This window comes from Pseudomonas sp. ANT_J12, from assembly GCF_008370045.1.
Lineage (GTDB): Bacteria > Pseudomonadota > Gammaproteobacteria > Pseudomonadales > Pseudomonadaceae > Aquipseudomonas.
Window position 1 is genome coordinate 61,023 of record NZ_VOBN01000013.1, and the last position, 23,528, is coordinate 84,550.

Annotated in this window: 18 protein-coding genes; 8 read left to right on the forward strand and 10 right to left on the reverse strand. The window is 60.7% G+C overall.

Going from position 1 to position 23,528, the window contains the following annotated elements; translation table 11 throughout:
- Nucleotides 1-164: 164 nt before the first annotated feature.
- A complete protein-coding gene (locus FQ192_RS23260; RefSeq protein WP_149660643.1) occupies nucleotides 165-509 on the forward strand; it encodes a hypothetical protein in 345 nt (114 codons plus the stop codon).
- A 28-nt stretch (nucleotides 510-537) separates the two neighbouring features.
- Here FQ192_RS23260 and FQ192_RS23265 read toward each other — a convergent pair whose 3' ends face one another.
- The 8 genes from FQ192_RS23265 to cbiE form a co-directional block, all read right to left on the reverse strand.
- Entirely contained in the window at nucleotides 538-1,914 is a 1,377-nt protein-coding gene (locus tag FQ192_RS23265) for a PepSY domain-containing protein (RefSeq protein ID WP_149660644.1), read from the reverse strand.
- 152 nt (nucleotides 1,915-2,066) lie between these two features.
- Complete coding sequence (locus tag FQ192_RS23270; RefSeq protein ID WP_372242358.1) at nucleotides 2,067-4,142, reverse strand: TonB-dependent copper receptor; 2,076 nt, start codon at nucleotides 4,140-4,142, stop codon at nucleotides 2,067-2,069.
- Between the two features lie 278 nt (nucleotides 4,143-4,420).
- The gene (locus FQ192_RS23275) at nucleotides 4,421-4,843 is read right to left on the reverse strand and encodes a DUF2946 domain-containing protein (RefSeq protein ID WP_149660647.1); all 423 of its coding nucleotides are present in this window, start codon (nucleotides 4,841-4,843) and stop codon (nucleotides 4,421-4,423) included.
- A gap of 20 nt (nucleotides 4,844-4,863) precedes the next feature.
- A complete protein-coding gene (locus FQ192_RS23280) occupies nucleotides 4,864-5,343 on the reverse strand; it encodes a copper chaperone PCu(A)C (protein ID WP_149660649.1) in 480 nt (159 codons plus the stop codon).
- Between the two features lie 48 nt (nucleotides 5,344-5,391).
- Nucleotides 5,392-5,790: a DUF2946 domain-containing protein gene (locus tag FQ192_RS23285; RefSeq protein ID WP_149660651.1), complete on the reverse strand. Its 399-nt coding sequence runs from the start codon at nucleotides 5,788-5,790 to the stop codon at nucleotides 5,392-5,394.
- 256 nt (nucleotides 5,791-6,046) lie between these two features.
- A complete protein-coding gene (locus tag FQ192_RS23290; protein WP_149660653.1) occupies nucleotides 6,047-6,781 on the reverse strand; it encodes a cobalt-precorrin-6A reductase in 735 nt (244 codons plus the stop codon).
- Nucleotides 6,778-7,875 (reverse strand): cobalt-precorrin-5B (C(1))-methyltransferase, encoded by a 1,098-nt coding sequence (locus tag FQ192_RS23295; protein ID WP_149660654.1) that lies wholly within the window; start codon nucleotides 7,873-7,875, stop codon nucleotides 6,778-6,780. The genes FQ192_RS23290 and FQ192_RS23295 overlap by 4 nt, the downstream gene beginning before the upstream one ends.
- Nucleotides 7,868-9,079, reverse strand: coding sequence for a precorrin-6y C5,15-methyltransferase (decarboxylating) subunit CbiE (gene cbiE / locus FQ192_RS23300; RefSeq protein ID WP_149660656.1), 1,212 nt, complete (start codon nucleotides 9,077-9,079; stop codon nucleotides 7,868-7,870). The genes FQ192_RS23295 and cbiE overlap by 8 nt, the downstream gene beginning before the upstream one ends.
- 231 nt (nucleotides 9,080-9,310) lie before the next feature.
- On the opposite strand from cbiE, the gene FQ192_RS23305 reads away from it, so the two are divergent.
- The 5 genes from FQ192_RS23305 to cobJ all read left to right on the forward strand — a co-directional run bounded on the left by FQ192_RS23305 (nucleotide 9,311) and on the right by cobJ (nucleotide 14,432).
- Nucleotides 9,311-9,952 (forward strand): hypothetical protein, encoded by a 642-nt coding sequence (locus FQ192_RS23305; RefSeq protein WP_149660657.1) that lies wholly within the window; start codon nucleotides 9,311-9,313, stop codon nucleotides 9,950-9,952.
- Between the two features lie 128 nt (nucleotides 9,953-10,080).
- Entirely contained in the window at nucleotides 10,081-11,385 is a 1,305-nt protein-coding gene (cobG, locus tag FQ192_RS23310; RefSeq protein ID WP_149660658.1) for a precorrin-3B synthase, read from the forward strand.
- Nucleotides 11,378-12,004: a precorrin-8X methylmutase gene (locus tag FQ192_RS23315; RefSeq protein ID WP_149660659.1), complete on the forward strand. Its 627-nt coding sequence runs from the start codon at nucleotides 11,378-11,380 to the stop codon at nucleotides 12,002-12,004. The genes cobG and FQ192_RS23315 overlap by 8 nt, the downstream gene beginning before the upstream one ends.
- Nucleotides 12,004-12,735: a precorrin-2 C(20)-methyltransferase gene (locus tag FQ192_RS23320; protein WP_149660738.1), complete on the forward strand. Its 732-nt coding sequence runs from the start codon at nucleotides 12,004-12,006 to the stop codon at nucleotides 12,733-12,735. Before FQ192_RS23315 ends, FQ192_RS23320 begins: the two co-directional genes overlap by 1 nt.
- A complete protein-coding gene (gene cobJ, locus FQ192_RS23325) occupies nucleotides 12,735-14,432 on the forward strand; it encodes a precorrin-3B C(17)-methyltransferase (protein WP_149660660.1) in 1,698 nt (565 codons plus the stop codon). The genes FQ192_RS23320 and cobJ overlap by 1 nt, the downstream gene beginning before the upstream one ends.
- Nucleotides 14,433-14,788: 356 nt before the next feature.
- Here the strand turns inward: cobJ and FQ192_RS34545 are convergent, their stop codons facing one another.
- Nucleotides 14,789-15,181 carry a hypothetical protein gene (locus FQ192_RS34545; protein WP_256672350.1) on the reverse strand — a complete coding sequence of 131 codons (393 nt, stop codon included), beginning with the start codon at nucleotides 15,179-15,181 and terminating at the stop codon, nucleotides 14,789-14,791.
- A gap of 9 nt (nucleotides 15,182-15,190) precedes the next feature.
- Here FQ192_RS34545 and FQ192_RS23330 point away from each other — a divergent pair, with 9 nt between their 5' ends.
- Nucleotides 15,191-21,778, forward strand: a complete 6,588-nt coding sequence (locus FQ192_RS23330) for a TcdA/TcdB pore-forming domain-containing protein (protein ID WP_256672351.1) — start codon at nucleotides 15,191-15,193, stop codon at nucleotides 21,776-21,778.
- Nucleotides 21,779-21,869: 91 nt separating this feature from the next.
- Here FQ192_RS23330 and FQ192_RS23335 read toward each other — a convergent pair whose 3' ends face one another.
- Complete coding sequence (locus FQ192_RS23335) at nucleotides 21,870-22,466, reverse strand: MarC family protein (protein ID WP_149660662.1); 597 nt, start codon at nucleotides 22,464-22,466, stop codon at nucleotides 21,870-21,872.
- 252 nt (nucleotides 22,467-22,718) lie between these two features.
- Between FQ192_RS23335 and FQ192_RS23340 the strand changes: the two genes are divergently transcribed.
- Nucleotides 22,719-23,510 carry a hypothetical protein gene (locus tag FQ192_RS23340; protein WP_149660663.1) on the forward strand — a complete coding sequence of 264 codons (792 nt, stop codon included), beginning with the start codon at nucleotides 22,719-22,721 and terminating at the stop codon, nucleotides 23,508-23,510.
- The last annotated feature ends 18 nt before the right edge of the window (nucleotides 23,511-23,528 follow it).

Here is a 23,528-nt window from a genome sequence, read left to right on the forward strand (position 1 = left end):
GCATCTCGCGTGATTCATGATGAAGGTGAGGCGGATTCAGGTTGCGTGGTGCGTCGAGTTTTTTATCTCCAGACGGTCTAGCCGACTGTCACTTTTGACAGTAGATCGAATTCTCTGGCGGCGTTAGTTTTGAGCCTTGTTGATAGTGAAAGGGAGTGCTGATCATGTCCGTATCAGGGATCAGCAAAGTCATCGGTATTTTGGCTTTTTGTGACTGTGCGACGCTCATGGCGGAGCAGGATTGCCTCAGTCTTTGGCAGCAGAATCCCGTCAGCGAGAGTTGCAGGTCCTACGTCAGTGCCACCGCGCCGGATCAGGTCACACCGATGCTCGTTGATCTGGAGAATGGCCAGTGTCGGATGACGCTCCTTTGCAAAAACCGGTACGGCGCCAGCACACCGAACCTCGCGCGGGATGTCGAAAAAACCGAGTTAAAAAAAATCCACAACTGCAACGGCGAGCTGCAGCTTGAGCCCTGCCCGGTCATTCAATCTGAACAGGGCCAGTGAGGGTGCTGGCCCTGAATCAGATCAATATTCAGGCCGCCGAACCCGGTTCAGCTTGCCGGTTCAGGCGTGTCAACAGCAGCCGATCCAGGACCCATACGACCACCAGCGAAGCCCCCACCAACGGGAACAGCACCGCCAGCGCCAGCATGATCGCCACCCCGGTTTTCCATTTCGGCAGGTCATGGCGCAGTGGTGGAACGCCGAATTTGCCTTGCGGACGACGCTTCCACCAGATCACCACGCCGCTGACCGCGCTGAGCAGAATCATCAGGCAGATCAGCAGCACGATGATCTGGTTGAACGCACCGAACATCTTGCCTTTATGCAACATCACGCCGATTTCCGTGGCGCGAGCGACGCTGCCGTATTGCTCGAAGCGCACGTCGGCGAGAACGTCGCCGGTGTATTGATCGACGTGCAGGGTGGCGTCGTTGCGCGGGTCATCGGCGAATACCGCGATGGTGAACACGCCGGTGGCGGTGGTGGGCAGGGTGATGCTGTAGCCCGGCTCGACCTTGCGTTGCACGGCGATGTTCTGCACGTCTTGCAGGCTGATGGTCGGCGCGGCGGGACCGGCCGGTGCGGCGCCGTGGGCCATGTGTTCGGCGTGGTCGCCGGACATCGGCATCGGCGTGTTTTCCATCGCCCAAGGCACGGTCTGGCGCGTGGCGCTGTTGAGGCTGCGGGCTTCGACGTCGGACTTCGGCACGTTGTCCCACATCGCCGCCGGGAAGGTGTTCCAGACCTCGGCGTATTGCTTGCCCCAGAACCCGGTCCAGGTCATGCCGCTGAGCAGCATCACCAGCAGGAAGGCGGCGCCCCAGAACCCGGTCACGGCGTGCAAATCACGCCACAACACGCGACCGCGACTGCTGAGTCGTGGCCACAACACGCCGGCGTACTGACCTCGCGGCCACCACAGGAAAACCCCGGACACCACCAGCACCACGCCCCAGCCGGCGGCGAGTTCCACCAGCCGATCACCGACAGTGCCAATCATCAGCTCGCCGTGAATCGCCCGGGCGAGGGCTTGCAGGTTTTTCTTGGCGTCTTGCTCGCCGAGGATGTCGCCGTGGTACGGATCGATGAAGACGTTCAGCTCCTGGCCGCCGTTGATCACCACAAACTGCGCGCTACGTTCGGCGTTGATGGGCGGCAGGTATTGCTTGATCTGACCTTGTGGATAAGCCGTTTTCACTCGCTTGAGCAGGTCGTCGGCGGACACCGTTTGATGCCCCGCCGGGACGTTCATCAGGCTGCCGTACATCAGCGGGTCGAGTTGCGGTTTGAACAGGTAGATGAGGCCGGTCAGGGCCAGCATGACCATGAACGGTGCGACGAATAATCCGGCGTAGAAATGCCAACGCCAGGCCAGGTTGTAGAAGTTGGGTTTGGGCTGTTTCATCACGTGTGCTCCGCTTTGGCTTGGTTCTTTGTTGTTGTCCGGTGACTGCTGCGCAGTCGTTCGCGGGCGAGCCTCGTTCCTACAGGTCCAGGGTGTTCGCATCGTTTGTAAACGACACAAATCCGTAGGAGCGAGGCGTGCCCGCGAAGCTTTTAAAAGCTCATATCCACCTTGGTCCAGAGCGTGCGCCCCGGTTCGTTGATGGCTTGCGGGTCATTGGCCGGGTAGCCGAAACCGGCATTGCCCGCCAGGTTCAAATGCTCGGCGTAAGCCTTGCCGAACAGGTTGTCGACGCCGGTGCTGACCTTCCAGTTTTTGTTGATGCGGTACGCGCCGTTGAGCGAGAACACGCCGAAACCGGAGCTCTTGTCGAAGTCCTTGCCGACCACGTTGCCCTTGTTCTGGTCGATGCGGTTCTGCGCCGCCACCACGCGCCACAAGGCACCGGCGCTCCAGTTGTCTTCGCTGTAGGTCAGGCCGAAACGTGCGTCCAGCGGCGGCATTTGCGGCAGTGCCTTGCCGTCGCTGCTGTTCTTGCCCCAGGCGTAGGCCAGGGTCGCGTCGGCTTTCCAGTTCGAGGTCAATTTGTAAGCGGCCCCGAGTTCGCCGCCCATGATTCGCGCGTCGATGTTCTGCGCTTGTGACGTACTGCCCATCATCCCCGGCGTGTAGTTGAACAGGATGTAATCGCGCACCTGGCCGACGTAGCCCGAGGCCCAGGCTTCGAGGTCGTCGGTCTTGTATTGCAGGCCGAAGTCGAGCTGGGTGGTTTTTTCCGGTTTGATCGAGTCGAAGGCGTTCACCGAACCGGCGGCACCGGCATCCGGGGAAAACAGCTCCCAGTAATCCGGGAAGCGCTGGCTGTGACCGAGGCCGGCGTACAGCGTGGTCGGGCTGTCCGCCAAGTCGTGTTCATAGCGGACGAAACCGCTGGGCAGGGTGTCAGCGCGGGTTTTGTCGGCGGTCGGGTTCGGCATGCTCATCATCCCGGAACCGGTGCTCTGCCGATAATCCTTGGCCGAGGCACGGTCCACCCGCGCACCGGTAATCAGCCGATCACGGTCGGCGGCGTACCAGGTCAATTCGCTGAACACCCCGTAGTTATGGAAGTCGGCGTCCTTGGTGTAAGGCAGGTCCTTGTAGGTGTCGATGCCCATGCTGCTGCGCTGGCGGTGTTCGTTGGTCTGGGCGTCGAGGCCGCTGATCAATTGCACATCGGCCCAGCGCCAGGTCGCCTTGATCCGCGCGCCGAGGGTGCGCCGGTCGACGTTGGACGCCATCGGCCCCGCCATCATCCCGGTGCCGGACGGCGTGCGCAGGGTGTAGTTGTCCATCACGTGGTCGGCGTAGTTGTAGTAGACCTGGGCCTCGATCTTATCCAGCACGTCGCCGATGTTGGACTTCTCGAAACGCAGCCCCAGGCTTTCGCGTTTGAACTGCGAACCGTCCATGCCGCGTCCGGCGTACCGCGCCTCGCCGTCGCCCTTGCCGGCGGTCAGCTCCAGCAGGGTGTCGGCGTCCGGAGTCCAACCCACCGCGACGTCGCCGTTCCACTTGTCGTAGCGCGACGCCACGGTGTCGTTGTTACCGTCCTTGTAGTCATCGGAATGGGCGGTGTTGCCGATCACTCGCACATAGCCCAACGGCCCGCCCGCTGCGGCGTCCACCACTTTGTCGAAGCGGCCGTTGGAGCCGGCCAACACGCTGGCGTTCACCCGGGTGCCGAGTTCGCCGAAGCTTTCCGGTTCACGGTCGAACAGGACGGTGCCGGCCGATGCGCCCGGGCCCCACAGTACGGTTTGTGGGCCTTTGATCACGGTGAGCTTGTCGTAGGTTTCCGGGGAAATGTACGACGTCGGCGCGTCCATGCGGCCCGGGCAGGCGCCGAGCATCATGCTGCCGTTGGTGAGGATGTTCAGCCGCGAGCCGAACATGCCGCGCAACACCGGATCGCCATTGGTGCCGCCATTGCGCACGAGGGCGAAGCCGGGAATGGTCTTCAGATAATCGCCACCGTCACTGGCCGGCACTGGTTGGCGCGGGTCCTTGGGGTTGGTGACGATGGTCAGCGGCGAGCTTGGCGCGATGGCGGCAATCACCGTCGGGCTCAGTTCTTCGGCGTGGCCGGCGTGATCATCGGCCAGCGCCAATGGGGTCAGCAAAACGCCGCAAAGGACGGCGGAGGCATGGGTGTAAAAAAAGCGTGTGTCAGCAGAAAACCTGGACATGACAATTTCCATCGAACAGTCGTAAACGACACGGCCGGCAGCGTTCGCATTCCCTGTGGGAGCGGGCTTTATGGTGAGGCGCTTGTGTGGCGAGGGGGCTTGCCCCCGTTCGGCTGCGAAGCAGTCGTAAACCATTGCGTGCGGTGTACCTGATACACAGCAATTGCCGGTTTTGGGGCCGCTGCGCGACCCAACGGGGGCAAGCCCCCTCGCCACAAATGCCCGCTCCCACAAGTTGCTACGGCTACTTCATAAACCGTGTGAGATCGGTGTGGTGTTTACGACGTGATGGGCGGGGCGCGGGTTCGGGCGCCAGGGAAGAACGATTGCCGGGCGTGGCCCAGGCGGGTGGCAGGCGTGGTGAAGGTCGTTACGTGAGGTGTGTTGAACGCGACGAAGGATTGGCCGCCGGTCAGCGCCGGGCAGTTGAACAGCAGGCTGCAATAGCCACACTTTTCCCAGAGCGCGTGATGCTCTGCTTTCGCAGGGCAGTGTTCTTGCGCCTGCTCACCGTGGCCGTCCATGCTCATGTCCATCGACATGTTCATGGACATTGGGGCGCCCTGATCCATCGGCATCGACTGAGAAATCAGTGGACCGATAAAGATCATCAGCATGGCGAACAGGCTGATCCAGCTACCTCGCGTCAGGCCTGACGACTGACGGCGATGTGCGGATGACCTGGCGCTAAGGGCGCGCATGGCGGTTTCTGCTCAGGCGTTTACTGGGCGTGAGCGTGCATCTGCATGTCTTCCGGTGGCTTCTTCTGCACCGAGACTTCAACCGTCACGTTGCCGGACTTCTCGAAATGCATCGTCAATGGAAAACGCTTGCCGTCGCTCAAAAGGCTGCGGTCTTTCAGGTTCAGCAGCATCACGTGATGGGCCATCGGCGCAAACGTCACGTTGCCACCCGCAGGGATTTCCACGCTCGGCACCTGCTGCATTTTCATCAGATCGTTTTGCATGACGTGTTCATGCAACTGGGCTTCGCCGGAGATCGGAGAGTCGACACTGAGCAGTCGATCAGCGGTTTTGCCGTTGTTGTGAATCACGAAGTACGCCGCCACGGTCGGCGCGTTAGGCGGTAGTTCCTGCGACCACGGATGGGCGATTTCCAGCTCGCCGGCCTTGTATTCGTGGGCATTGGCGAAACAGGCAGGCAGCAGCAACGCGGCCAGAACGATGAGTTTGTTCAACATGGCAGTTCTCCAGAACGATTCAAAACGCAGGTCAATTGCGAGAAGGAATCACACCAGAGGGGAAGCGCGGGGGTTGAGACTCGGCCATTGCTGGCGCGGCGTGGGCGTATCGAGCGAGGCGGCGGGCAGGCTTCGATTGGCCTCGAACCGCGCGAAATACAACTGCGGCATATGCCCCGGCAGCGCCACCAGAGGCGCCGAGCCCGAGCAGCACCAGCAATGCTGCATAGTGGAATGATCGTCGTTTTGCGGGGTTTTCTGTTCCAGCGTGCCCAGGGAAATCGCCACCATCTTCGTCCCGCTGGACGTGCAGAAACTGCCCCACAACAACTGCTCGGCGGGTGACTTCGCCGACTGCGCCATCGCTCCGGTCATCGGCATGGCGAGCATATTGAACAGCACTGCAAAGCAGGCGATCCAGGCAAATGCGAGCCGTAGTCGGGACATGGGACAGATCCGGTTGAGTGGGCGATCAGGCGCGGCTATTTAGCCTGATCAGGGCCGATAAGTAAAAAAGCGGCGTGCGGTGTGGTGTCGCAGCGTACTTTCAAAAGAGTGTAGCGGCTTCGATTCAAAATGCCGGAGTTCAGGCTAGAACACTACCCTGTGGCGAGGGAGCTTGCTCCCGCTGGACTGCGTAGCAGTCCCATCTTTTGTGAGCGCTTCGCACTCAAGCGGGAGCAAGCTCCCTCGCCACAATGATTTATGCGTCTGTCATGTTGCATTCCGCCAGTGCGGCCAATACCTCATCCACCAACTCAAACTCCCGATCAACCCGCGCCAACACCGGCCGCTTCAACACCAACACCGGCACCCCGCGCTCCCGCGCCACTTCCAGCTTCGGCTCGGTGGCGGTGCTTCCGCTGTTTTTGCTGATCAGCACATCGATTTGCCGACGTTCGAACAAATCCCGCTCCTCCTCGATCACAAACGGCCCCCGGGCGCCGATGACTTCGCAGCGTTCGTTGCCGGGGTAAACGTCGAGGGCGCGCAAGGTCCAGAATTGCTCCGGGGGGATTTCGTGCAGGTGTTGCAACGGCTCGCGGCCGAGTGTGAACAGTGGTCGGCGGAACGGCTTCAAGGCTTCGATCAATTCTGCCCAGTCGCTGACTTCCCGCCAGTCGTCTCCGGCCTGAGGTTGCCAGGCCGGGCGTCGCAATGCCCAGCACGGGATGCCGCTCATTTGTGCGGCGGTGGCGGCGTTCTGGCTGATTTGCGCGGCGTAGGGGTGGGTGGCGTCCAGCAGCAGTTCAATGCCTTCATCGCGAATGAACTGCGCCAGGCCTTCAGCACCGCCGTATCCGCCGACGCGCACCTGGCAGGTCAAATCCGTCGGCACCCGACCGACGCCGGCCAGGCTGTAAATATGCTCCGGCCCCAACGTCCGGGCGATGGCCAGGGCTTCGGTGACGCCACCGAGCAACAACATACGCTTCATTGAAAAGCTCCCGCATGACCCACAATCCCGCCCTGGCGATCAATCGCAAACACCTCGACCTGCACCTGCGCCGGCACCACGCTGCGGGCAAACTCCAGCGCATGCCGACACACTTCATCGCCTAACGCGATGCCGACAGCGCTGGCCATGGCCAACGCCTGCTGACTGGTATTGGCCTCACGGATCGATTGCTGCAAAGCACCGTCCGCCCCAATCGCCGCCGCCCATTCGGCCAGTTGCGGCAAGTCGATGCTTGAATGCCGGCTGTGCAGGTCCATGTGCCCGGCCGCCAGTTTGCTGATCTTGCCGAAGCCGCCGCAAATGCTGAGTTTATCCACCGGCACTTTGCGCAGGTGCTTGAGCACCGCACCCACGAAGTCGCCCATTTCGATCAGGGCGATTTCCGGCAGGTCATAGACCCGGCGCATGGTGTCTTCGCTGGCATTGCCGGTGCAGGCGGCGATGTGCAGATAGCCGTTGGTTTTGGCGACGTCGATGCCCTGGTGGATCGAGGCGATGTACGCCGCGCAGGAAAACGGCCGGACGATGCCGCTGGTGCCGAGGATCGACAAGCCGCCGAGAATCCCCAGGCGCGGGTTCATGGTTTTCAGCGCCAGGGCTTCGCCGTTCTCGACATTGACAGTGACCTCGAAACCGCCGCTGTAGCTCAGCTCTTCGGCCAGCAATGTCAGATGCTCGGTGATCATCTTGCGCGGCACCGGGTTGATCGCCGGCTCGCCGACGTTCAGCACCAGACCGGGACGCGTCACGGTGCCGACGCCACGGCCGGCAAAAAAGCGAATCCCCGGCTCGGCACCCAGGCGCACGTGGGAATAAAGCAACGCGCCATGGGTCACGTCCGGGTCATCCCCGGCGTCCTTGAGGGTTCCAGCCTCGGCGCCGTCGTCGTTCAAACGGCAGAATTCCAGACGCATCCGCACCTGCTTGCCCTTGGGCAGGACGATCTCCACCGCGTCCGCCGTCGCGCCACTGAGCAACAACCGGGCGGCGGCGAGGCTGGTGGCCGTGGCGCAGCTGCCGGTGGTCAGGCCGCTGCGCAGGGGCGCGGGTTGTTCGGCGGTTTCGTCACGCATCGAACGGTTTCGTCACGTCGAGCAAGGTAATCGGCAACGCCTGACGCCAGGTATCGAACTCGCCAAGGGGTTGGGCCTGGGCGATGTGGATGCGGGTCAGTTCACCGCCATGCTGTTCGCGCCAAGCCATCAGGGTCATTTCACTTTGCAGGGTCACCGCGTTGGCGATCAGGCGGCCGCCGGGTTTCAGCACCGACCAGCAGGCGTCGAGCACACCGTCGCGGGTCACGCCGCCGCCAATGAAAATCGCATCCGGGCGTTCGAGCCCGGCCAGCGCTTGCGGCGCGCTGCCGCGAATCAATTGCAGGCCCGGGACGCCCAGGGCATCGCGGTTGTGTTCGATCAATAGCTGCCGACCTTCATCAGCCTCGATGGCCAGCGCCCGGCAGCTCGGGTGCGTGCGCATCCATTCGATGCCGATCGAGCCGCTGCCGGCGCCGACGTCCCACAGCAGTTCGCCGGGTGTCGGCGCGAGGCGGGCGAGGGTGATGGCGCGCACGTCACGCTTGGTCAGTTGGCCGTCGTGCTGGAAGGCGCAATCCGGCAAACCGGCGAGGCGTGACAGGCGTGGGGTGCCAGGGTCGGCGATGCACTCGATGGCGACAATATTGAGATCGGCAATGCCCGTTGCGCTCCAGTCGCGGGCCACCCCGTCGATGCGCCGTTCGGCATCGCCGCCCAAGTGTTCCAGCACGGTCAGCCGGCTCGCCCCGAAACCGCGTTCGCGCAGCAACTCGGCAACCGCCGCCGGGCTCTGCCCGTCATTGCTCAACACCAACAACCGCACGCCACCGGACAACTGCGCATTCAGCGCAGCCACCGGGCGAGCCACCACTGAAAGCGTCACCACGTCTTGCAACGGCCAACCCAGGCGCGCCGCCGCGAGTGAGCAAGAGGAGGGCGCCGGCAGAATCAGCATTTGCTCGGCAGGAACCTGTCGCGCGAGGCTGGCACCGACGCCAAAGAACATCGGGTCGCCACTGGCCAGCACGCACACCGCTTCGCCATGGCGCTCCAGCACCGGGGCCAGGGAAAACGGACTCGGCCACAACTGCCGCTCGCCGCGAATGCACACCGGCAGCAAATCCAGTTGGCGCTGGCCGCCGATGATCCGCGAGGCGTTCATCAGGGCGCGTCGGGCGTTTTTGCCCAGGCCCTTGAAGCCGTCTTCACCGATTCCCACAACCGTCAGCCAGGGTGTCATGCCGTTCCTTAATCCAGGGTTGATCTTCAAGGGCGGCATGATAACGCGGCTTGCGTCATTGCAGGCTCATCACTTGTCGAATGCCTGCCTGCTGTGCACTGACATTTAATGTTGATAAACCTCGACTGTTTTAATTAATCAATTTGTTTAGTCTGGTTTGTGCAGGGGCGCTGGGTATAGGGCGCCCATCAAAAGACCGGATGATATAAATGCCAAGGAGGCGAGGAAGTAATGAACTCAGTAAGTAACTTAAAAGGCACAGCCACCGTTGTGGATAACACGGTGTTATGCAGTGCCCAGGGGCCGACAAAAGAGGAACGTGACTTTGCCAGGAACTGCTTTTTACTGGCACAGCGCGAAGCAGACCAACATTACAACGTGGAAAGAGAAACAGGGCGGTGGTTTGACCATTACGCCGACTTGATGTGGAAGCATGGCTGGTCGCTGGACAGCGATCACATTGAAGTGGTTAAACCCAGTTTTTCCGGAAACATACAACAGATGTGGTCAAGTGCGGTTTCTAAACTGGTTTCCGGCCCTCAGATAGAAGAAGTTGAGCGGGTTATTGCACTGGTCGAACGAGATGCCCGATTGCTGACGGCATTTTCCGACGTCAGTGGAAGAGCGGTCAGGTTTCAACTGATTCCCATGGGCTACAACCGTAACGGGGATCTGGACGTCGTGGTGTCGCACATCCGGCTGATAAAACTGACCATGAGCACGACCTATCTGTTCTGGCGCGTGCGCCAACACACCTCTCAGTTGGAAATCCGCGCCCGACGCCTTGTAATCAAGCGCCGGGTGGTCGAGGCCCGCAAAAAGAGCGTGGAAGACGCTGTTCGGAGTCTGCCTTTTACAGAGTACGAACTGTAAGCCCGCCCGGCGGCGGATTTTTACCCTCGATCGGTCGGCAGGCATTTTCATGCGCTCGGGCAAAGCAGGCATAATGGCGACCTTTCGCCCATCACCGCGCAGCCAACCATCCCTTGAACGTCCGTCCGATGTCCACCGCCTTACGCCCCTCGGCTTGCCCGGGGTTGTTGCGTATTGTCCAGGCGCTGGATGGCGGTATCTGCCGGATCAAGTTGAATGGCGGCTCGATCAGCGCAGCCCAGGCTGACGCCGTGGCCGATGCCGCCGAGCGTTACGCCGGCGGCGTGATCGAGGCGACCAACCGCGCCAACCTGCAGATTCGCGGGATTGGCCGCGAAGAGACGGCATTGATCGATAGCCTGCTGGCCGCCGGGTTGGGGCCACGCACGGCGGCGGGCGACGATGTGCGCAACCTGATGCTCAGCCCGAGCGCCGGGATTGATCGGCAGATGCTGTTCGACACGCGCCCTTTGGCCGAGCAGATCCTCACCAGCCTGCAAAGCCATGAGCGTTTCCACGGGTTGAGCGCCAAGTTCGCCTTGCAACTCGATGGCGGCGAAGCCTTGGCGATGCTCGAACATCACCATGACCTGTGGCTGAGTGCCGTTGAACAGAATGGCGAGTGTCTGTTGGCGTTCGGCCTGGCCGGCTGCCCGACGGACGTAGCCCTGGGCGCGGTGCGGCTGGAACACGGTCATGCCTTGGTGATCGCGGTGCTGGAGCGGTTCCTCGACCTGGCGCGCCCCGAGCTGACCCGCCTGCGTCATCTGTTGGCCGAGTACCCGCTGGCCGGGTTTGTCGCGCAACTGGCCGAACGTGTGCCGCTGCTGTCCATCGCCAGTGTGCCGCGCACCGTTTCTGGCGTCCTGCACATCGGCGCGCATCCACAGCGCGAGGCCGGTCGCGTCTATATCGGCGCGGTGCCCACGTTGGGCCGGCTCGATCCCGCCATGCTCCGTGGCGCGGCACAACTGGCTCGCGAGAAGGGCGACGGCACCCTACGTTTCACGCCATGGCAAAGCCTGCTGCTGCCCACTATCCACGAAGACGACGCCGCTGAAGTTATCCACAGCCTGGAAAACCTCGGCCTGCGCTGCTCGTCCGACGACGCCCTGACCCATGTGATTGCCTGCACCGGTTCCGCCGGTTGCGGCAAAGGTGTGTCCGACACCAAAAGCGATGCCCTGCAACTGGCGGCGCTGCTGCAACGTCACGACCAGATCCTCAATGTGCACCTGTCCGGCTGCCCGCGTTCCTGCGCCGCCGCGCACGTTGCGCCGTTCACCTTGCTGGCGGTTTCTCCCGGTCACTACGACCTCTATTTTCGCGATGCAGCACAGCCCGGTTTCGGCGCGCTGCACGCACGCAACCTTACTATTGAAGCGGTCGCGACCTTGCTCGACGCCCGCTCACGGAGCCCCCTTGATGCTTGATTACATCCGCGACGGTCAGGAGATCTATCGCAACTCCTTCGCGATCATTCGTGCCGAGGCTAACCTCTCGCGCATCCCGGCCGACCTGGAAAAACTCGCGGTGCGGGTGATCCACGCCTGCGGCATGGTCGACGCCATCGACGGTCTGCAATTCTCCGAAGGTGCCGGCAAGGCCGGGCGCGATGCCCTGGCCGCCGGCGCGCCGATTCTGTGCGACGCGCGGATGGTGTCCGAAGGCGTGACCCGCACGCGCCTGCCCGCCAATAATCAAGTGATCTGCACCCTGCGCGACGACAGCGTGCCGGAGCTGGCCCGTGAGTTGGGCAACACCCGTTCCGCCGCCGCGCTGGAACTGTGGCGCCCGCACCTGGAAGGCAGCGTGGTGGTGATCGGCAACGCGCCGACCGCGTTGTTTTATTTGCTGGAAATGCTCGACGCCGGCGCCCCGAAACCAGCGCTGATCCTCGGCTTCCCGGTGGGCTTCGTCGGCGCCGCCGAATCGAAAGCCGCGCTGGCGGCGGACAGTCGCGGCGTGCCGTTCGTCATCATGCAAGGCCGGCTCGGCGGTAGCGCCATGGCCGCCGCCGCCGTCAATGCGCTCGCCACGGAGATCGAATGATGCAGCAGCCTGGACGCTTGATCGGCCTGGGCGTGGGCCCCGGTGACCCGGAACTGATTACCGTCAAAGCCCTGCGCCTGCTGCGCGAATCGCCGGTGGTGGCGTACTTCGTCGCCAAGGGCAAGAAGGGCAATGCGTTCGGCATCATCGAAGCGCACCTTGTCGATGCACAAAACCTGTTGCCGCTGGTGTACCCGGTGACCACCGAAGCGCTGCCGGCGCCGCTGTCCTATGAACAAGTGATCAGCGATTTCTACGACACCGCCGCCGAGCAGTTGGCGCAACATTTGGACGCCGGGCGCGACGTGGCGGTGATCTGCGAAGGCGATCCGTTCTTCTACGGTTCCTACATGTACCTGCACGATCGTTTGGCCGAGCGTTATGTGGCTGAAGTGGTGCCGGGTGTGTGCTCGATGCTTGGCGGTGCTTCGGTATTGGGCGCCCCGCTGGTGTATCGCAATCAGAGTTTGTCGGTGCTGTCCGGCGTGCTGCCCCATGACGAACTCAAGCGTCGTCTAGCGGATGCGGACGCGGCGGTGATCATGAAGCTGGGGCGCAACTTCCCCAAAGTGCGCCAGGTGCTTGAAGAACTCGGTCTGGCCGGGCGTGCGCTGTACGTCGAACGCGCGACCATGGCCAACCAGAAAATCGTGCCGCTGGATGCAGTCGAGCCGATGTCCTCGCCCTACTTCTCGCTGATCATCGTCCCCGGCGAACGGTGGCAAGGGTGATGGGCCGTCCTGCTCCGGCCATTGTCATCCTCGGCAATGGCAGCCTCGCCACGGCGCGGCGGATTCAGCAGCGCTACCCGGACGCTTTGATTCACGGACTGGCCGGGCGGGTTGAAGGCGCCGACCGCGACTATCAGGAATTTGGCGCGACCCTGCGCGAACTCTATCAGCAAGACACGCCGATCATCGCCCTGTGCGCCGCCGGCATTGTCATCCGCACCCTGGCGCCGTTGCTCCTGGAAAAAGGCGCCGAACCGCCAGTGCTCGCGGTGGCCGAAGACGGCAGCGCCGTGGTGCCGCTGCTCGGTGGCCTGGGAGGGGTGAATGTCTTGGCGCGGGAAATCGCCGCCGCGTTGGACGTCGCCGCCGCGATCACCACCAGCGGTGAATTGCGCTTCGGCACCTGCCTGCTCAACCCGCCCGCTGGTTATGCCTTGGGCGATCTGGAGCTGGGCAAGCGCTTCGTTTCGGATTTGCTCGCGGGTGAATCGGTGCGCATTGAAGGCCCGGCGCCGTGGCTGGCCGCGGCGCAGTTGCCGGAGGATCAGCAGGCGCGATTGGCGATTCATGTCGGGCATGCCGAGCGTAAGCCGAGTGCCAATGAACTGCTGATCTATCCGCGCAACGTGCTGGTGGCGTTGACGGCGGGGACGGCTGAAACCCTTCGAGCGGCATTGCATGACGCGAATATTGCGCTGCAATCGTTGGCCTGTTTGTTGGCCGATGAACGCGAGATGGCCAACCCGGCCCTGCGCGAAGCGGCGCTGGAATTGGGTGTGCCGCTGCGATTCAGTGCCCGGCCCGGCAGCGTGCTTGAGCTGGCCCGCAGTGCAGTGCCGTCGCTGCTGACGTCGATTGAAATCAATGACTCGATGGCCATCGCCGTCGCCGCCGAACCCCTCGACCCACTGCTGCTCGGCCGCCCGCGTGGTCGTCTCGCCGTGATCGGCCTCGGCCCCGGCGCCGCCGAATTGATGGTGCCGGCGGTCAAGGCCGAACTGGCCCGGGCCCATGACATCCTGGGTTACGAAACCTACGTGCGCATGGCCGGGCCGTTCCGCGCCGATCAAGTGATGCACTGCACCGACAACCGCGAAGAGATGCAGCGTGCTCGCCACGCCTTCGAACTCGCGGCCCAGGGGCGTTCGGTGGTGGTGGTGTCGTCGGGTGATCCGGGCGTGTTCGCCATGGCTGCGGCGGTGCTCGAAGCCTTGCACGAATCCAGCGATGCCAACTGGCACAACGTCGATCTGGAAATCCTGCCCGGCGTTTCCGCGTCCCTGGCCACCGCCGCTCAGGCGGGTGCGCCACTGGGCCATGACTTCTGCGTGATGTCGCTGTCGGACAACCTCAAGCCGTGGGCGATCATCGAGAAACGACTGGATCTGGCCTCCCAGGCCGACCTGGCCCTGGCCTTCTACAACCCGATCTCCCGCTCACGTCCGTGGCAGCTGGGCCGTGCGCTGGAGATCGTCGCGCAGCACCGCACCGCCGAAACACCGGTGGTGCTGGGGCGTGACATTGGCCGGCCGGGGCAGACATTGCGTGTCACCACGCTTGGCCAATTGACCCCGGACCAAGTGGACATGCGCACGATGGTGTTGATCGGTTCGTCCACCACCTGCGTGTTCCCTCGCGCCGAGGGTGGTGCGTGGGTCTATACGCCGCGCTGGTACGGCGACAAGCCGACCTCTTGATACACGACGCCTCCACTCGGAGGCGTTTTTTTTGTTCATTTATTAGTTGGCGCGATGTGATGTCGGGCTGGTTTTTGTGTGCCTGGCACTAAGTTTCAAGTTGTGTAGACATTAAATGAATTGTTTGTGGTTTGAAAAGTTCTATGCGAACTATTAGTTTTGTTCCGTGCAGTGTGTTTGTGGTTATTAATTTTAATACTTTTCAGATGATTTCAATTGTGACTTGTTACTCCAGTTGCAAGTGGCGGTGTGTGCTTGTCTGATGGATCGTATTTAATAACTGCCAAGAAAAATCAATGCGAAGTTGAATGTCGAGGGATGAACATTTTTCGACGTGCCCACGCGTGTCCCATTTTTTATTCAATGGATAAGTTGTCATGGAAGAACGTAATTTGAATGCGCTGGCCCTGCCGGCCTGGATCGATATGGCTGAAGTCAGGTCGATACTGGCCGAAGCTGTTTCGATGCCCGAATTCAGTCACTTGGAACGGTATTTTCAGGCCTCCATTAGCGCCATGGATGTGTCCGAAGAACTCACGGCGGTCAAGCTGTTCGAAGACACCCTGACGTCGCTGATCAAGCAACTCGAGACACCGACGACCGGGGAGCAGACCAGGCTGATTGCCACGGTCAGGGAATACGCGGTGCGCTGCGAAAACACCGTCACCATGTTGGTCGGTACGCAACCGGAAGTGCCGAAGGTCATGCACTTTGTCTGGGTCGGTGGCAGCGAGTTCGGCGCCATTCAACGGGATTACATGAACATCTGGCGCCAGGTGATGGTGCCCGAGGGGCATCGGTTCAACCTGTGGTACGACAGCGATGCATTGCTGGCCTTTGAGATGAATCGGGTCATCCATGAGAGCGCCAGGGTGCATGCCATGGAGGCGGGCGGCGCTACGGTAACGAAGCCGGCTGAACTGGCGGGGATGATCGAAGATCGGGCGCGGGTGCTCAAGTGGCAAATGGCTGAGCATCTCGCCCAGCCGCAATGGGCCGGCAAGGCCGATGAAGCGCGGATCGATTTGATGGTCAGGGCTTATGGCAAAGACAAGGATGTGCTCACGGCCTTCCGGCAAAAGTGCCTGGACAGTCACTTGGCCATGGTTGATGACAACACCCGCCTGCGCGATGTTCGCGATACGTTCCAGTCGCACTTTCTCTGGGATGTTTATCAGCGTGAAGTGGCGATGCGTGGCAATTTTGCAGCGGCCAGTGATGTGGTGCGCCTGCTGGCGGTGGATATTGAAGGTGGACGCTACAGCGACCTGGATTACTTGCCGGGGCTGATCAAGCCGATCGGCGGTGTCGATATCAGCAAGTTTAGCGATGGGGCAGCAATAGGCGTGTTGCAACTTCTGCTCAATCACAATGCGCTGCTGTTGCCGGGGCGCGATGTTAAACGCTACGAGGATCGAACCGGGAGCATCCCGGTGGAGCATCAAGAGGCACTGCGCAAGTTTGCCGAAAGTAAGCCCTCGGTTCATGACATTTTTGTCTTACCCAAAGACAATCGAGTCGCCGTGGACGGCATGCGCCTGGCGCGTGCCACGTTCGGTGATATGAATTCGCACATCATCGCCCACCCAAAGAGCGGAGCTGTGCAGCACACGCTGCAATTGATCCGTTTCCACTACGACTGCTTGCTTGAAGTCGAGCGAAGGCTGTTAGCTCTGGGAACTGATTTTGGAGATGCCCGGGTAGCGTCTGATCTTATTGTTGATGTCGTGCGCGATCGCTATGCACAACGTTCATTCCAGTCTAGTGATCCCAGTACCGTAATCAAAAATGCGACGGATGGAATCAGCGCTTATTACCGGGATGGAATACGGCCGGAAGCTCGTGGAACCGTTGCGATGACTGGCCCTGGTGCGACGGTACTCGGTCTTGCAGAATTTGGCGAAATGCACCTTTCGCCTAGCGGGGCTGCAACCATCAGGGTGGACATGCAACTGAAGGAAGGTTTCAACGATCTGACCGAAGAAGACAAAATTTCTGGTTGGTCAGTCAACGACAATCCACAGGAATGGCTGCAACAAGAACAGGAAAAATGGACCGCCGGCCGCTACAAAACCCGTTACGCCGGTGACCTTGCCGAGTTGCTCAAAGGCCAGGCCCTGACCTTCGAAAAAGGCTGGCCGGTGATCGAGGGGCGTCCGGTCCTGGATACCCCGTTATTACAACGCTGGGTCGATGAATCGGGTGAAGCATTCGTCCGCGCCATGACCGATAAATTGTCCGGCGAGGTTCGCCTACAAGGGCGGCTGCGTGTCAGTTTCGAAGAGCGCCAGCGGATCCGCGCACAAGCGCCGGTCGAACTGCCGTCGTCAATTGGTGCTCAGCCGCTGGGCAACTTTAACGAACTGTTCGCCCGTATCGCCCATGGTTCACTGCCGCTGAACCAACTGAGCCCGGTGCACCGGGTGTATCTCGGCGGTTTGTTCGGCGCCCAAACCCTGGATGATGCGGGGTTTGCCGACACCTGGCAGCGCAGCCGCGAGCTGGCACAGAACACCGTCGAGCGCGGTCTTGCGCAGCGCTACCTCGCGATTGAGCAAGCGTTGCTCAGCCAGAACAGTCCCGCTTTTGCCGCTGGTTTCGCCGAAGGACAAGCGCGTTTCGAAGTCTCGGCGCAAAACGCCAAAACCCTCAAGGCTCTGGCCTTTACCCAACCGTTGAGTGTGCGCGCGTGGGGCGAGCACATCGCTCGGATCCGCCTGCAAACCGAACACGAATTACGCATCCAGGTTCTGGACCGCAGTGCTTCCGTGCTGGAACGTTTTGTCGCGGCGGGCGCGTCGTCCGCCAAGATGATGCCGCAGGGGCTTTTGATTCGCGCAGAAGGCGACCCCGGCCGGCACTGCTATCCGCTGGTGCTGACCCTGGCGGCGGCGCTGTCGAAGGACGCGTCGGCAGTAGACGCAATGATCGCTCGCGTGGCCAACGCGAACCTGGACCCGAATGCCAACGATAGCCACGTGTTTCTGCGCACCCTGGATGAGTTGCGGACGGTGGCGATGGTCGAGACCGGTACGCCGGCCGGTCAGTTGCGGCTGGACCAGCTTCTGCGAACGCTGGAAGACAGTGCCAGCACCCGCACATTGATGGTCAATACCGACAACCACTCGATGCTGATCGCCAAAGTGGTCGACGGAGCATCAAGCAGCTACCGGTTCTATGACCCGAACTTTGGCATCTTTGGTTTTACAGAGGCTCAAGCTCTGCGCCGCGGCCTCCAGCAGTTTCTCGGCGATCCGGGCATCAGTGGCCTGTACGGCATCAGCCCGTCGGTGGATGCGACCTACCATGTGCTCGATCTCAATGGCTCGCGAATCGCCGAGAGGTCGCTGCCGTCGCATGTTGCAGTGTCTGCATTGCTGGAACATGCCCCACTGAGTGGCGACACGGCGGTCACGCCATGGGCGCATCACGCGGCATTGCGCGCACGCTCCCTGTCGGAAAATGCCCGTCTGGGTCAGGGGCTGGCGGATCTGGAAGGCCAAAACTGGGCCCGGCAACTGGATGAAGTGACATCCCGGCTGCGCCTGGAAAACAGCCTGGGTCGTGAATTCATCCCAATGATCGAAACCGCACAAACCAACGCCGCCGGCCAAGTCACGGTGTCGATGGTCAACGTCAAGAATTCGCAGACGGTGATGAGTGTCACCACGGCCGACACTCGCCTGATCCGGATCAAATCCTATCTGCGCGAACGTTTTCTGGCGCTGGGCCAACCCGCCGAAGCTTCGCCGGTCAATACACTGAACGCCGGTTTCGCGATCCAGTCCCTGATGCTCGCACTGCATCAGCGCGAGGGCGCATTGAGCGCCGATAACGCGCCGTTGGCGCTGTCCGTGCGGCTGCACAGCTATGTCGTTTACGCACAAATGATTCACGGCGTTGTCAGTGATGTGGTCGGCGTCATACGGCTGGTGCGTGAGGCCTTGAGAAACGAGAAGGTGATCGCCGCCACGACGTCCAGTGTGGTCGGTCGCGCGCTGGGCCGGGCCGTTGGTGAGGGCATCGGCCATCTGCTGGCCGTTGCCAGCGTCGGGTTCGATATCTATGAACTGGCCAACGCCGATGACCCCGCGCAAATCGCGCGTATCGGTACTCAGCTGTTTTTTGATTCGGTGGGGCTGGTACTCGGAGTGGGTGGGCTGGCCGTCGGCGGCACCGCCGGTGCTTTTGCCGGAGCAGTCGCGGTGCCATTGGCAGGAATCGGTTTTGGCGTTTCAGCCCTGGTCAATAACTACAGCTCGATCCTTCTGAAGTCGCAGAGCGTCGGCAAGTATTTCTACAGGTTGAAGTCCGCCTACGAGGATGGCGGTCACCTGGTGTTCAATGGCGTGTTGTGGCCAAGGCCGGAGGTCGTGACCACCACGATTGAACTACGCCGTCGGAATATCCAGTTCGACACGCATAAGTTGTTTCCCTCGCGGCGAAACGGGCCAGGCTTGCCGGACTATGTGGTCGACAGGTCCCGGGGGATTGATCTACGGGATAATTGGGGCTTGCTCGACTTTGCCTTGATTGATGGCGGCATTGACCCTAATACCGACCAGCCCGGTGATGAAGTGATCACCAGGGTCGTGCTGCCGAGCACGCCCAAACGTCATTACGGGTTTGAGTATCAGTTGCTGCCTGGTGCCGTGAACCGGCATGACAAAGGCTTCGACGAGGCACGCGAGCTGGAGTTCGATGGTCGGGGCAACCGCCAGTTTTACTTCACTCCCTGGACCCCTTTCGAATATATCGTCTACAAACTATTGCCAGTCTATGAACCCACGCAAATCAGTGTGCACCTGGATAAAGTCGTCACCTCGTTGTCCGTCTGGCCAATTCTTGCTGAATGCCATGGCCTGGTCTCCTATGACATTGAAGGCGTCGGCGGACAATGCTCTCTCACGCTCATCCCGGGCATTGCCAGCGTGCAGCTGACCACCTTGAAAGGCTCTGGCGCGATGCGTTGGATGATTGGCGCGGCCTGGGTCAATGAACGAAGCGTGGTTGTGGGTGACTCGACGCTGAAAGTGGGTGGCATTGAAGTCACGGTCGAAGCGGGCAACGAAATCTATCTGCTGCTTGAAGGCGGTCAGGTGTTCCAGGTCGATCGGGCGAAGCGCCAGTTGGTCCTGACGCAACTGAATATCAGCGACAAGGCCGACTTGGCAGCCTTGCGAGAACAATTGGCCAAACTGGGTGATGATCACCGAATCCCCACCCCCTATCTGCCATTGCAACACTTCACCGCGCCTTTCAGTGACCCGGCGGCACCGGTTCGAACCCGGGCTTTCTACGACGTAGCGAAAAAACGGACGCTGTACGCGCGCAACCTGCCTGCCGCTGTCCGCGAGGAACTTCAGCTCGGCACGGTGGTGGGCGACCACGTGTATTTCTATCATCGTGAACACACGAGCATCTGGCGCGTCGATGTATCCACCGGGCTGGTCAACCGTCGCTACCGGTTGCTCAATCCTCAGTCGGGTTCGACCCTGATCGCTTGTGAGAGTGCGGGGTCGACGGTGCGAGTTGTGCAGCAGGTGACGGGTAATAACGGCCAGTCCTATAACCTGGTCTATTTGGTACAGGGCGATCAGATCCATATGAGCGCCGTATCGACAATGGTGAGCGACGCAGATCAGGAGGACCCGTACTGGTATGCCTGGAATGACTTCCTGGCGCTGTTTAGCTTGAGCGATGTTTATGCGGATGCCACGCCGAACATGGCTTCGGATGTCAAACAGTGGCAACCGCCGCTGTACCTCGCATTGCAGGCCCACTTGAAGACTCGGATCTACACCTCCTGGTTGCGCATCCGTGACAACTGGATGATTGTCAGTGCTGACCCTGTCGCTGATAACGCTGTGTTGCTAATGCCAGAGACGGATCAGCACGACAGCTTCCTGATCTACACCATTTCTCTCGGGCGGCTGCGACGCGGCACTCGAGGCGAGGGAGACAGGATCACCGTCGAGACAGTGCTGGACGGCATCAAGAGCTTGACGGCACAGGGGCGCAGCTACCAGGTGGTGACCGACTCCGGCCTGATGTTTGATGCACGCGGCTCCGGGACGGTGGAACTCTGCGGGGTCAACCTGACGTGGCTGGAAAAGCAGGCTAATTGGCTGAGCGAGTTGGCATTGCTGGCCGAGCAGTATCAGGTGGCAGGTATCGAGGTGACGGGATTGACCACGTCCCGGGGAAGCGCGCTGGTCGGCTGGTATCAGGACAAGCGGTTGCTGTTGGTCGATGCTCAGAGCGACCAGGGCTTGCGTTTCCTGGCAACCACCCCGGACCAACGCTACGCCTGGTTGTTCGCACCGACGACTGGCCAGCTTTATCGCCAAGCCTATCTGGATAACGAACAACTGAGCGCGGCATTTGCCCAGGGCACGCGCCTGCTATCAGGCCATCCGTTGGCCGCCGCGCAGCGCGAGTGGTCAGAATGGACGTTTGCCGAGGTCGAGTTGCATGGCAGCGGCCTGAGGGGCGTGACCCGCGATGGCATTCAGCTTGATTTGCAATACGGTCTTCAAGCCCGCATCGTCGGTGTCACGGAGAAATGGCTCCGGGCCAATGCCGCAACGTTTGATCCGAGGCACGACCGTGCAAGAGCTGCTCTGAAAACGCTGGTCAGCCAGCACCCGCATCACCCGAATGTGTCCATCGGCAATCGCTTCAGCCGTGACTGGTATGTGAGCGACATTGATGAGGTGGTGGGCGTGAGTGGCTCCAAGCTTGACATGCGATTGCTGGGTGTTCGCAACCTGGGTGTCGGCAACAAAACCATGGCATTGGTGCATGAAGTGCCGACTGAGCTGACTTACAACTCATCCAAGGTCGTATGGGTGCAGCCGAGCTTCGCCCGGCGTGAGGGTGACGTGCTGACCCTGCGACTGCAGGGCAGCTTCACCGACCTGGAGCCACTGCTGCCTGATGGCGTCACACAATTGGTCCTGGGCACGGGCTCGGATTCGCTGAGTTGTCGCGTATCGCTTGCGGTCTGGCAGCGTCTGGAATGCCTGGTGCTGGATGCCTCCGGGCGTTCATCGGACGGTGCGGCCGGGCCGTCCACCACCCTGATCATGGACGTCGGTCCTCAGGATCTGTGGCGCGTGGATCAGGTTGACGGGCAGTTGCTGTTCACCGATCCGGACTCAGGCCACAGCCTGGTCCTGAGCGAGGTGGAATCGGCTGATCCAGCCTCGCGCAGCCAGGTAAGCCTGGGCCTGCACGTGCTGGGTGAAACACGAACCGTGAGCCTGGAGCAATTGATCGGGGCGCTGAGCGTCGGTCAGGTTGATTCGCTGGCGGCGCTGGTCCGGCGGATAAACCCGAAGTGACAGGGCTTCGGCAGTCCGTGTAAATGAAAACGCCGCAGGTTATTCAAACCTGCGGCGTTTTTTTTCACGGTCACTTTTCAAGACGTGGCATTCAGGGCACCAGGTAACCCCTGACCCCGGTAAAGATGATTTGTGCCGCCAGGGCGCAGACGAACAGGCCCATCAAGCGGCTGACGATCTGCAAGCCCTGATCACCGAGGATGCGTTCGATGCGGTTGGACAGGTAAAGCACCACGCCCACGGTGAGGCTGGCCATGGCAATGCTGAGGATGGCCGTGAGTTTGTCATCCCAATGCGGCTGGCTGACGCCCATCACCAGCAGCGCACCGATGGTGCCGGGGCCGACGGTCAGGGGAATGGTCAGCGGCACGATGGTCACGTCTTGTTGCACGTTGTCGGTCTGCACCACGGATTTGCCTTGGGCCATGCCGAGCGCGGAGATGAACAGCACACTGCCGGCGCCGATGCGAAAGGCATCCACCGTGATCCCGAACACGTCGAAGATCACTCGCCCGAACAGGTACAGCAAGACGCTCGAGATCAGGGTCGCCAGGGCCACTTTCCAGGCCAGGCGACGTTGCTCCTTGCGTGAGTAACCGCGGGTCAGGCTGATGAAGCAGGACAATACGAAGAACGGGCTGTAGAGCACCAACATCTTCAGGTAAACGCTGAATAACACGTGGAGCATGGTTGGAACTCGCAGCAAGAGAGTTGAGGCGGAGTCTATCAGTCGATACGTGGCCCGTGGGATATGTTTCAAGCGTCTTTTTTACCTTCGTTCTTGCGCTGCTCCAGTGTGTTCAGGGGGTGGTTTCTTAGTTGCGAAAGTTGATTAAGGATAATGTTACAGCTTTCAGTTTGTTGGTTTTTTAGAGCTTGGTTAGAGTGGGTTCCACAAGCTCATGATGAGTTTGATTAATTATTTAAAAAGGAGTTTATTATGTACAACCAATCTATTCGTGACAGCTATGTTGCTACTTGCCTGAAGAATATTGAAGCGTATGAAGTTGATGCCCCGGAAGTTTCCCGTCCGCGTGGCTTTCTAATGGCGCAACCGCCTGTTGAAGAGCCGAGCAAAGCGTCTATTGTGGGCGAAGCCGTTGTAACGTTCACCGGTAATCTCAGTGCGGAAAATCGCTCGGATGCTCAGAACGCCTTTCTGTTCGCTTCCCTGGTAGCAAACAAGAAATACCCGTTGCAACATCAGGGTAAAGAGAATTACGAGATGTTCCGCGAAGTGATGACCAGTTGCGGTTGGACGCCAGTCACCAAGTTCTACAGTGATTTGAATGTTTCCGGGACCAGCGTCCGTATGGATAAGTTGGTACTGGAGATCCTGGGCTCGGTCGTCGCCGGTGTCGCCCTGCCGGGTCCGACCAGTGCACTGATGCTCAAGGTCGCGGGGGATGCCATTTCCGCGTTGCAGAAACGCGATACCGCGCTGACCACGTATGAGCGAAACCTGCTGGAAAACGGTATTGGCGGTGTCGCCACCGGTGCGTGCACTGAAGTTAATGGCGAGGCGATCATGGCCGTAGGCGCGGTGCGTTTCATGCGTCGAAACTCGTCGACCAAAGTGCTGTTCGTGGATGTAGATATTCGTGATGCGAAACTGTATCGCGGTGAAACCATGTTTGCCAAAAACGATATGGTCGCTAATCAGGCGCGCGAAGCGATCAAGACTAAACTGGGCTTGAATATCGAGAAGAAGATTGAAGATTACGAAATCTGATTAATTCGTGACGGAGCG

Coding starts and splice junctions, on each gene's coding strand:
- FQ192_RS23305 (WP_149660657.1), top strand. CDS start 9,311: ATGAACTCAGTAAGTAACTTAAAAGGCACAGCCACCGTTGTGGATAAC.
- FQ192_RS23320 (WP_149660738.1), top strand. CDS start 12,004: ATGCAGCAGCCTGGACGCTTGATCGGCCTGGGCGTGGGCCCCGGTGAC.
- FQ192_RS23265 (WP_149660644.1), bottom strand. CDS start 1,914: ATGAAACAGCCCAAACCCAACTTCTACAACCTGGCCTGGCGTTGGCAT.
- FQ192_RS23295 (WP_149660654.1), bottom strand. CDS start 7,875: ATGCGTGACGAAACCGCCGAACAACCCGCGCCCCTGCGCAGCGGCCTG.
- FQ192_RS23280 (WP_149660649.1), bottom strand. CDS start 5,343: ATGTTGAACAAACTCATCGTTCTGGCCGCGTTGCTGCTGCCTGCCTGT.
- FQ192_RS23285 (WP_149660651.1), bottom strand. CDS start 5,790: ATGTCCCGACTACGGCTCGCATTTGCCTGGATCGCCTGCTTTGCAGTG.
- FQ192_RS23335 (WP_149660662.1), bottom strand. CDS start 22,466: ATGCTCCACGTGTTATTCAGCGTTTACCTGAAGATGTTGGTGCTCTAC.
- cbiE (WP_149660656.1), bottom strand. CDS start 9,079: ATGACACCCTGGCTGACGGTTGTGGGAATCGGTGAAGACGGCTTCAAG.
- FQ192_RS23275 (WP_149660647.1), bottom strand. CDS start 4,843: ATGCGCGCCCTTAGCGCCAGGTCATCCGCACATCGCCGTCAGTCGTCA.
- cobG (WP_149660658.1), top strand. CDS start 10,081: ATGTCCACCGCCTTACGCCCCTCGGCTTGCCCGGGGTTGTTGCGTATT.
- FQ192_RS23330 (WP_256672351.1), top strand. CDS start 15,191: ATGAACATCTGGCGCCAGGTGATGGTGCCCGAGGGGCATCGGTTCAAC.
- FQ192_RS23260 (WP_149660643.1), top strand. CDS start 165: ATGTCCGTATCAGGGATCAGCAAAGTCATCGGTATTTTGGCTTTTTGT.
- cobJ (WP_149660660.1), top strand. CDS start 12,735: ATGGGCCGTCCTGCTCCGGCCATTGTCATCCTCGGCAATGGCAGCCTC.
- FQ192_RS23315 (WP_149660659.1), top strand. CDS start 11,378: ATGCTTGATTACATCCGCGACGGTCAGGAGATCTATCGCAACTCCTTC.
- FQ192_RS23290 (WP_149660653.1), bottom strand. CDS start 6,781: ATGAAGCGTATGTTGTTGCTCGGTGGCGTCACCGAAGCCCTGGCCATC.
- FQ192_RS23340 (WP_149660663.1), top strand. CDS start 22,719: ATGTACAACCAATCTATTCGTGACAGCTATGTTGCTACTTGCCTGAAG.
- FQ192_RS23270 (WP_372242358.1), bottom strand. CDS start 4,142: ATGTCCAGGTTTTCTGCTGACACACGCTTTTTTTACACCCATGCCTCC.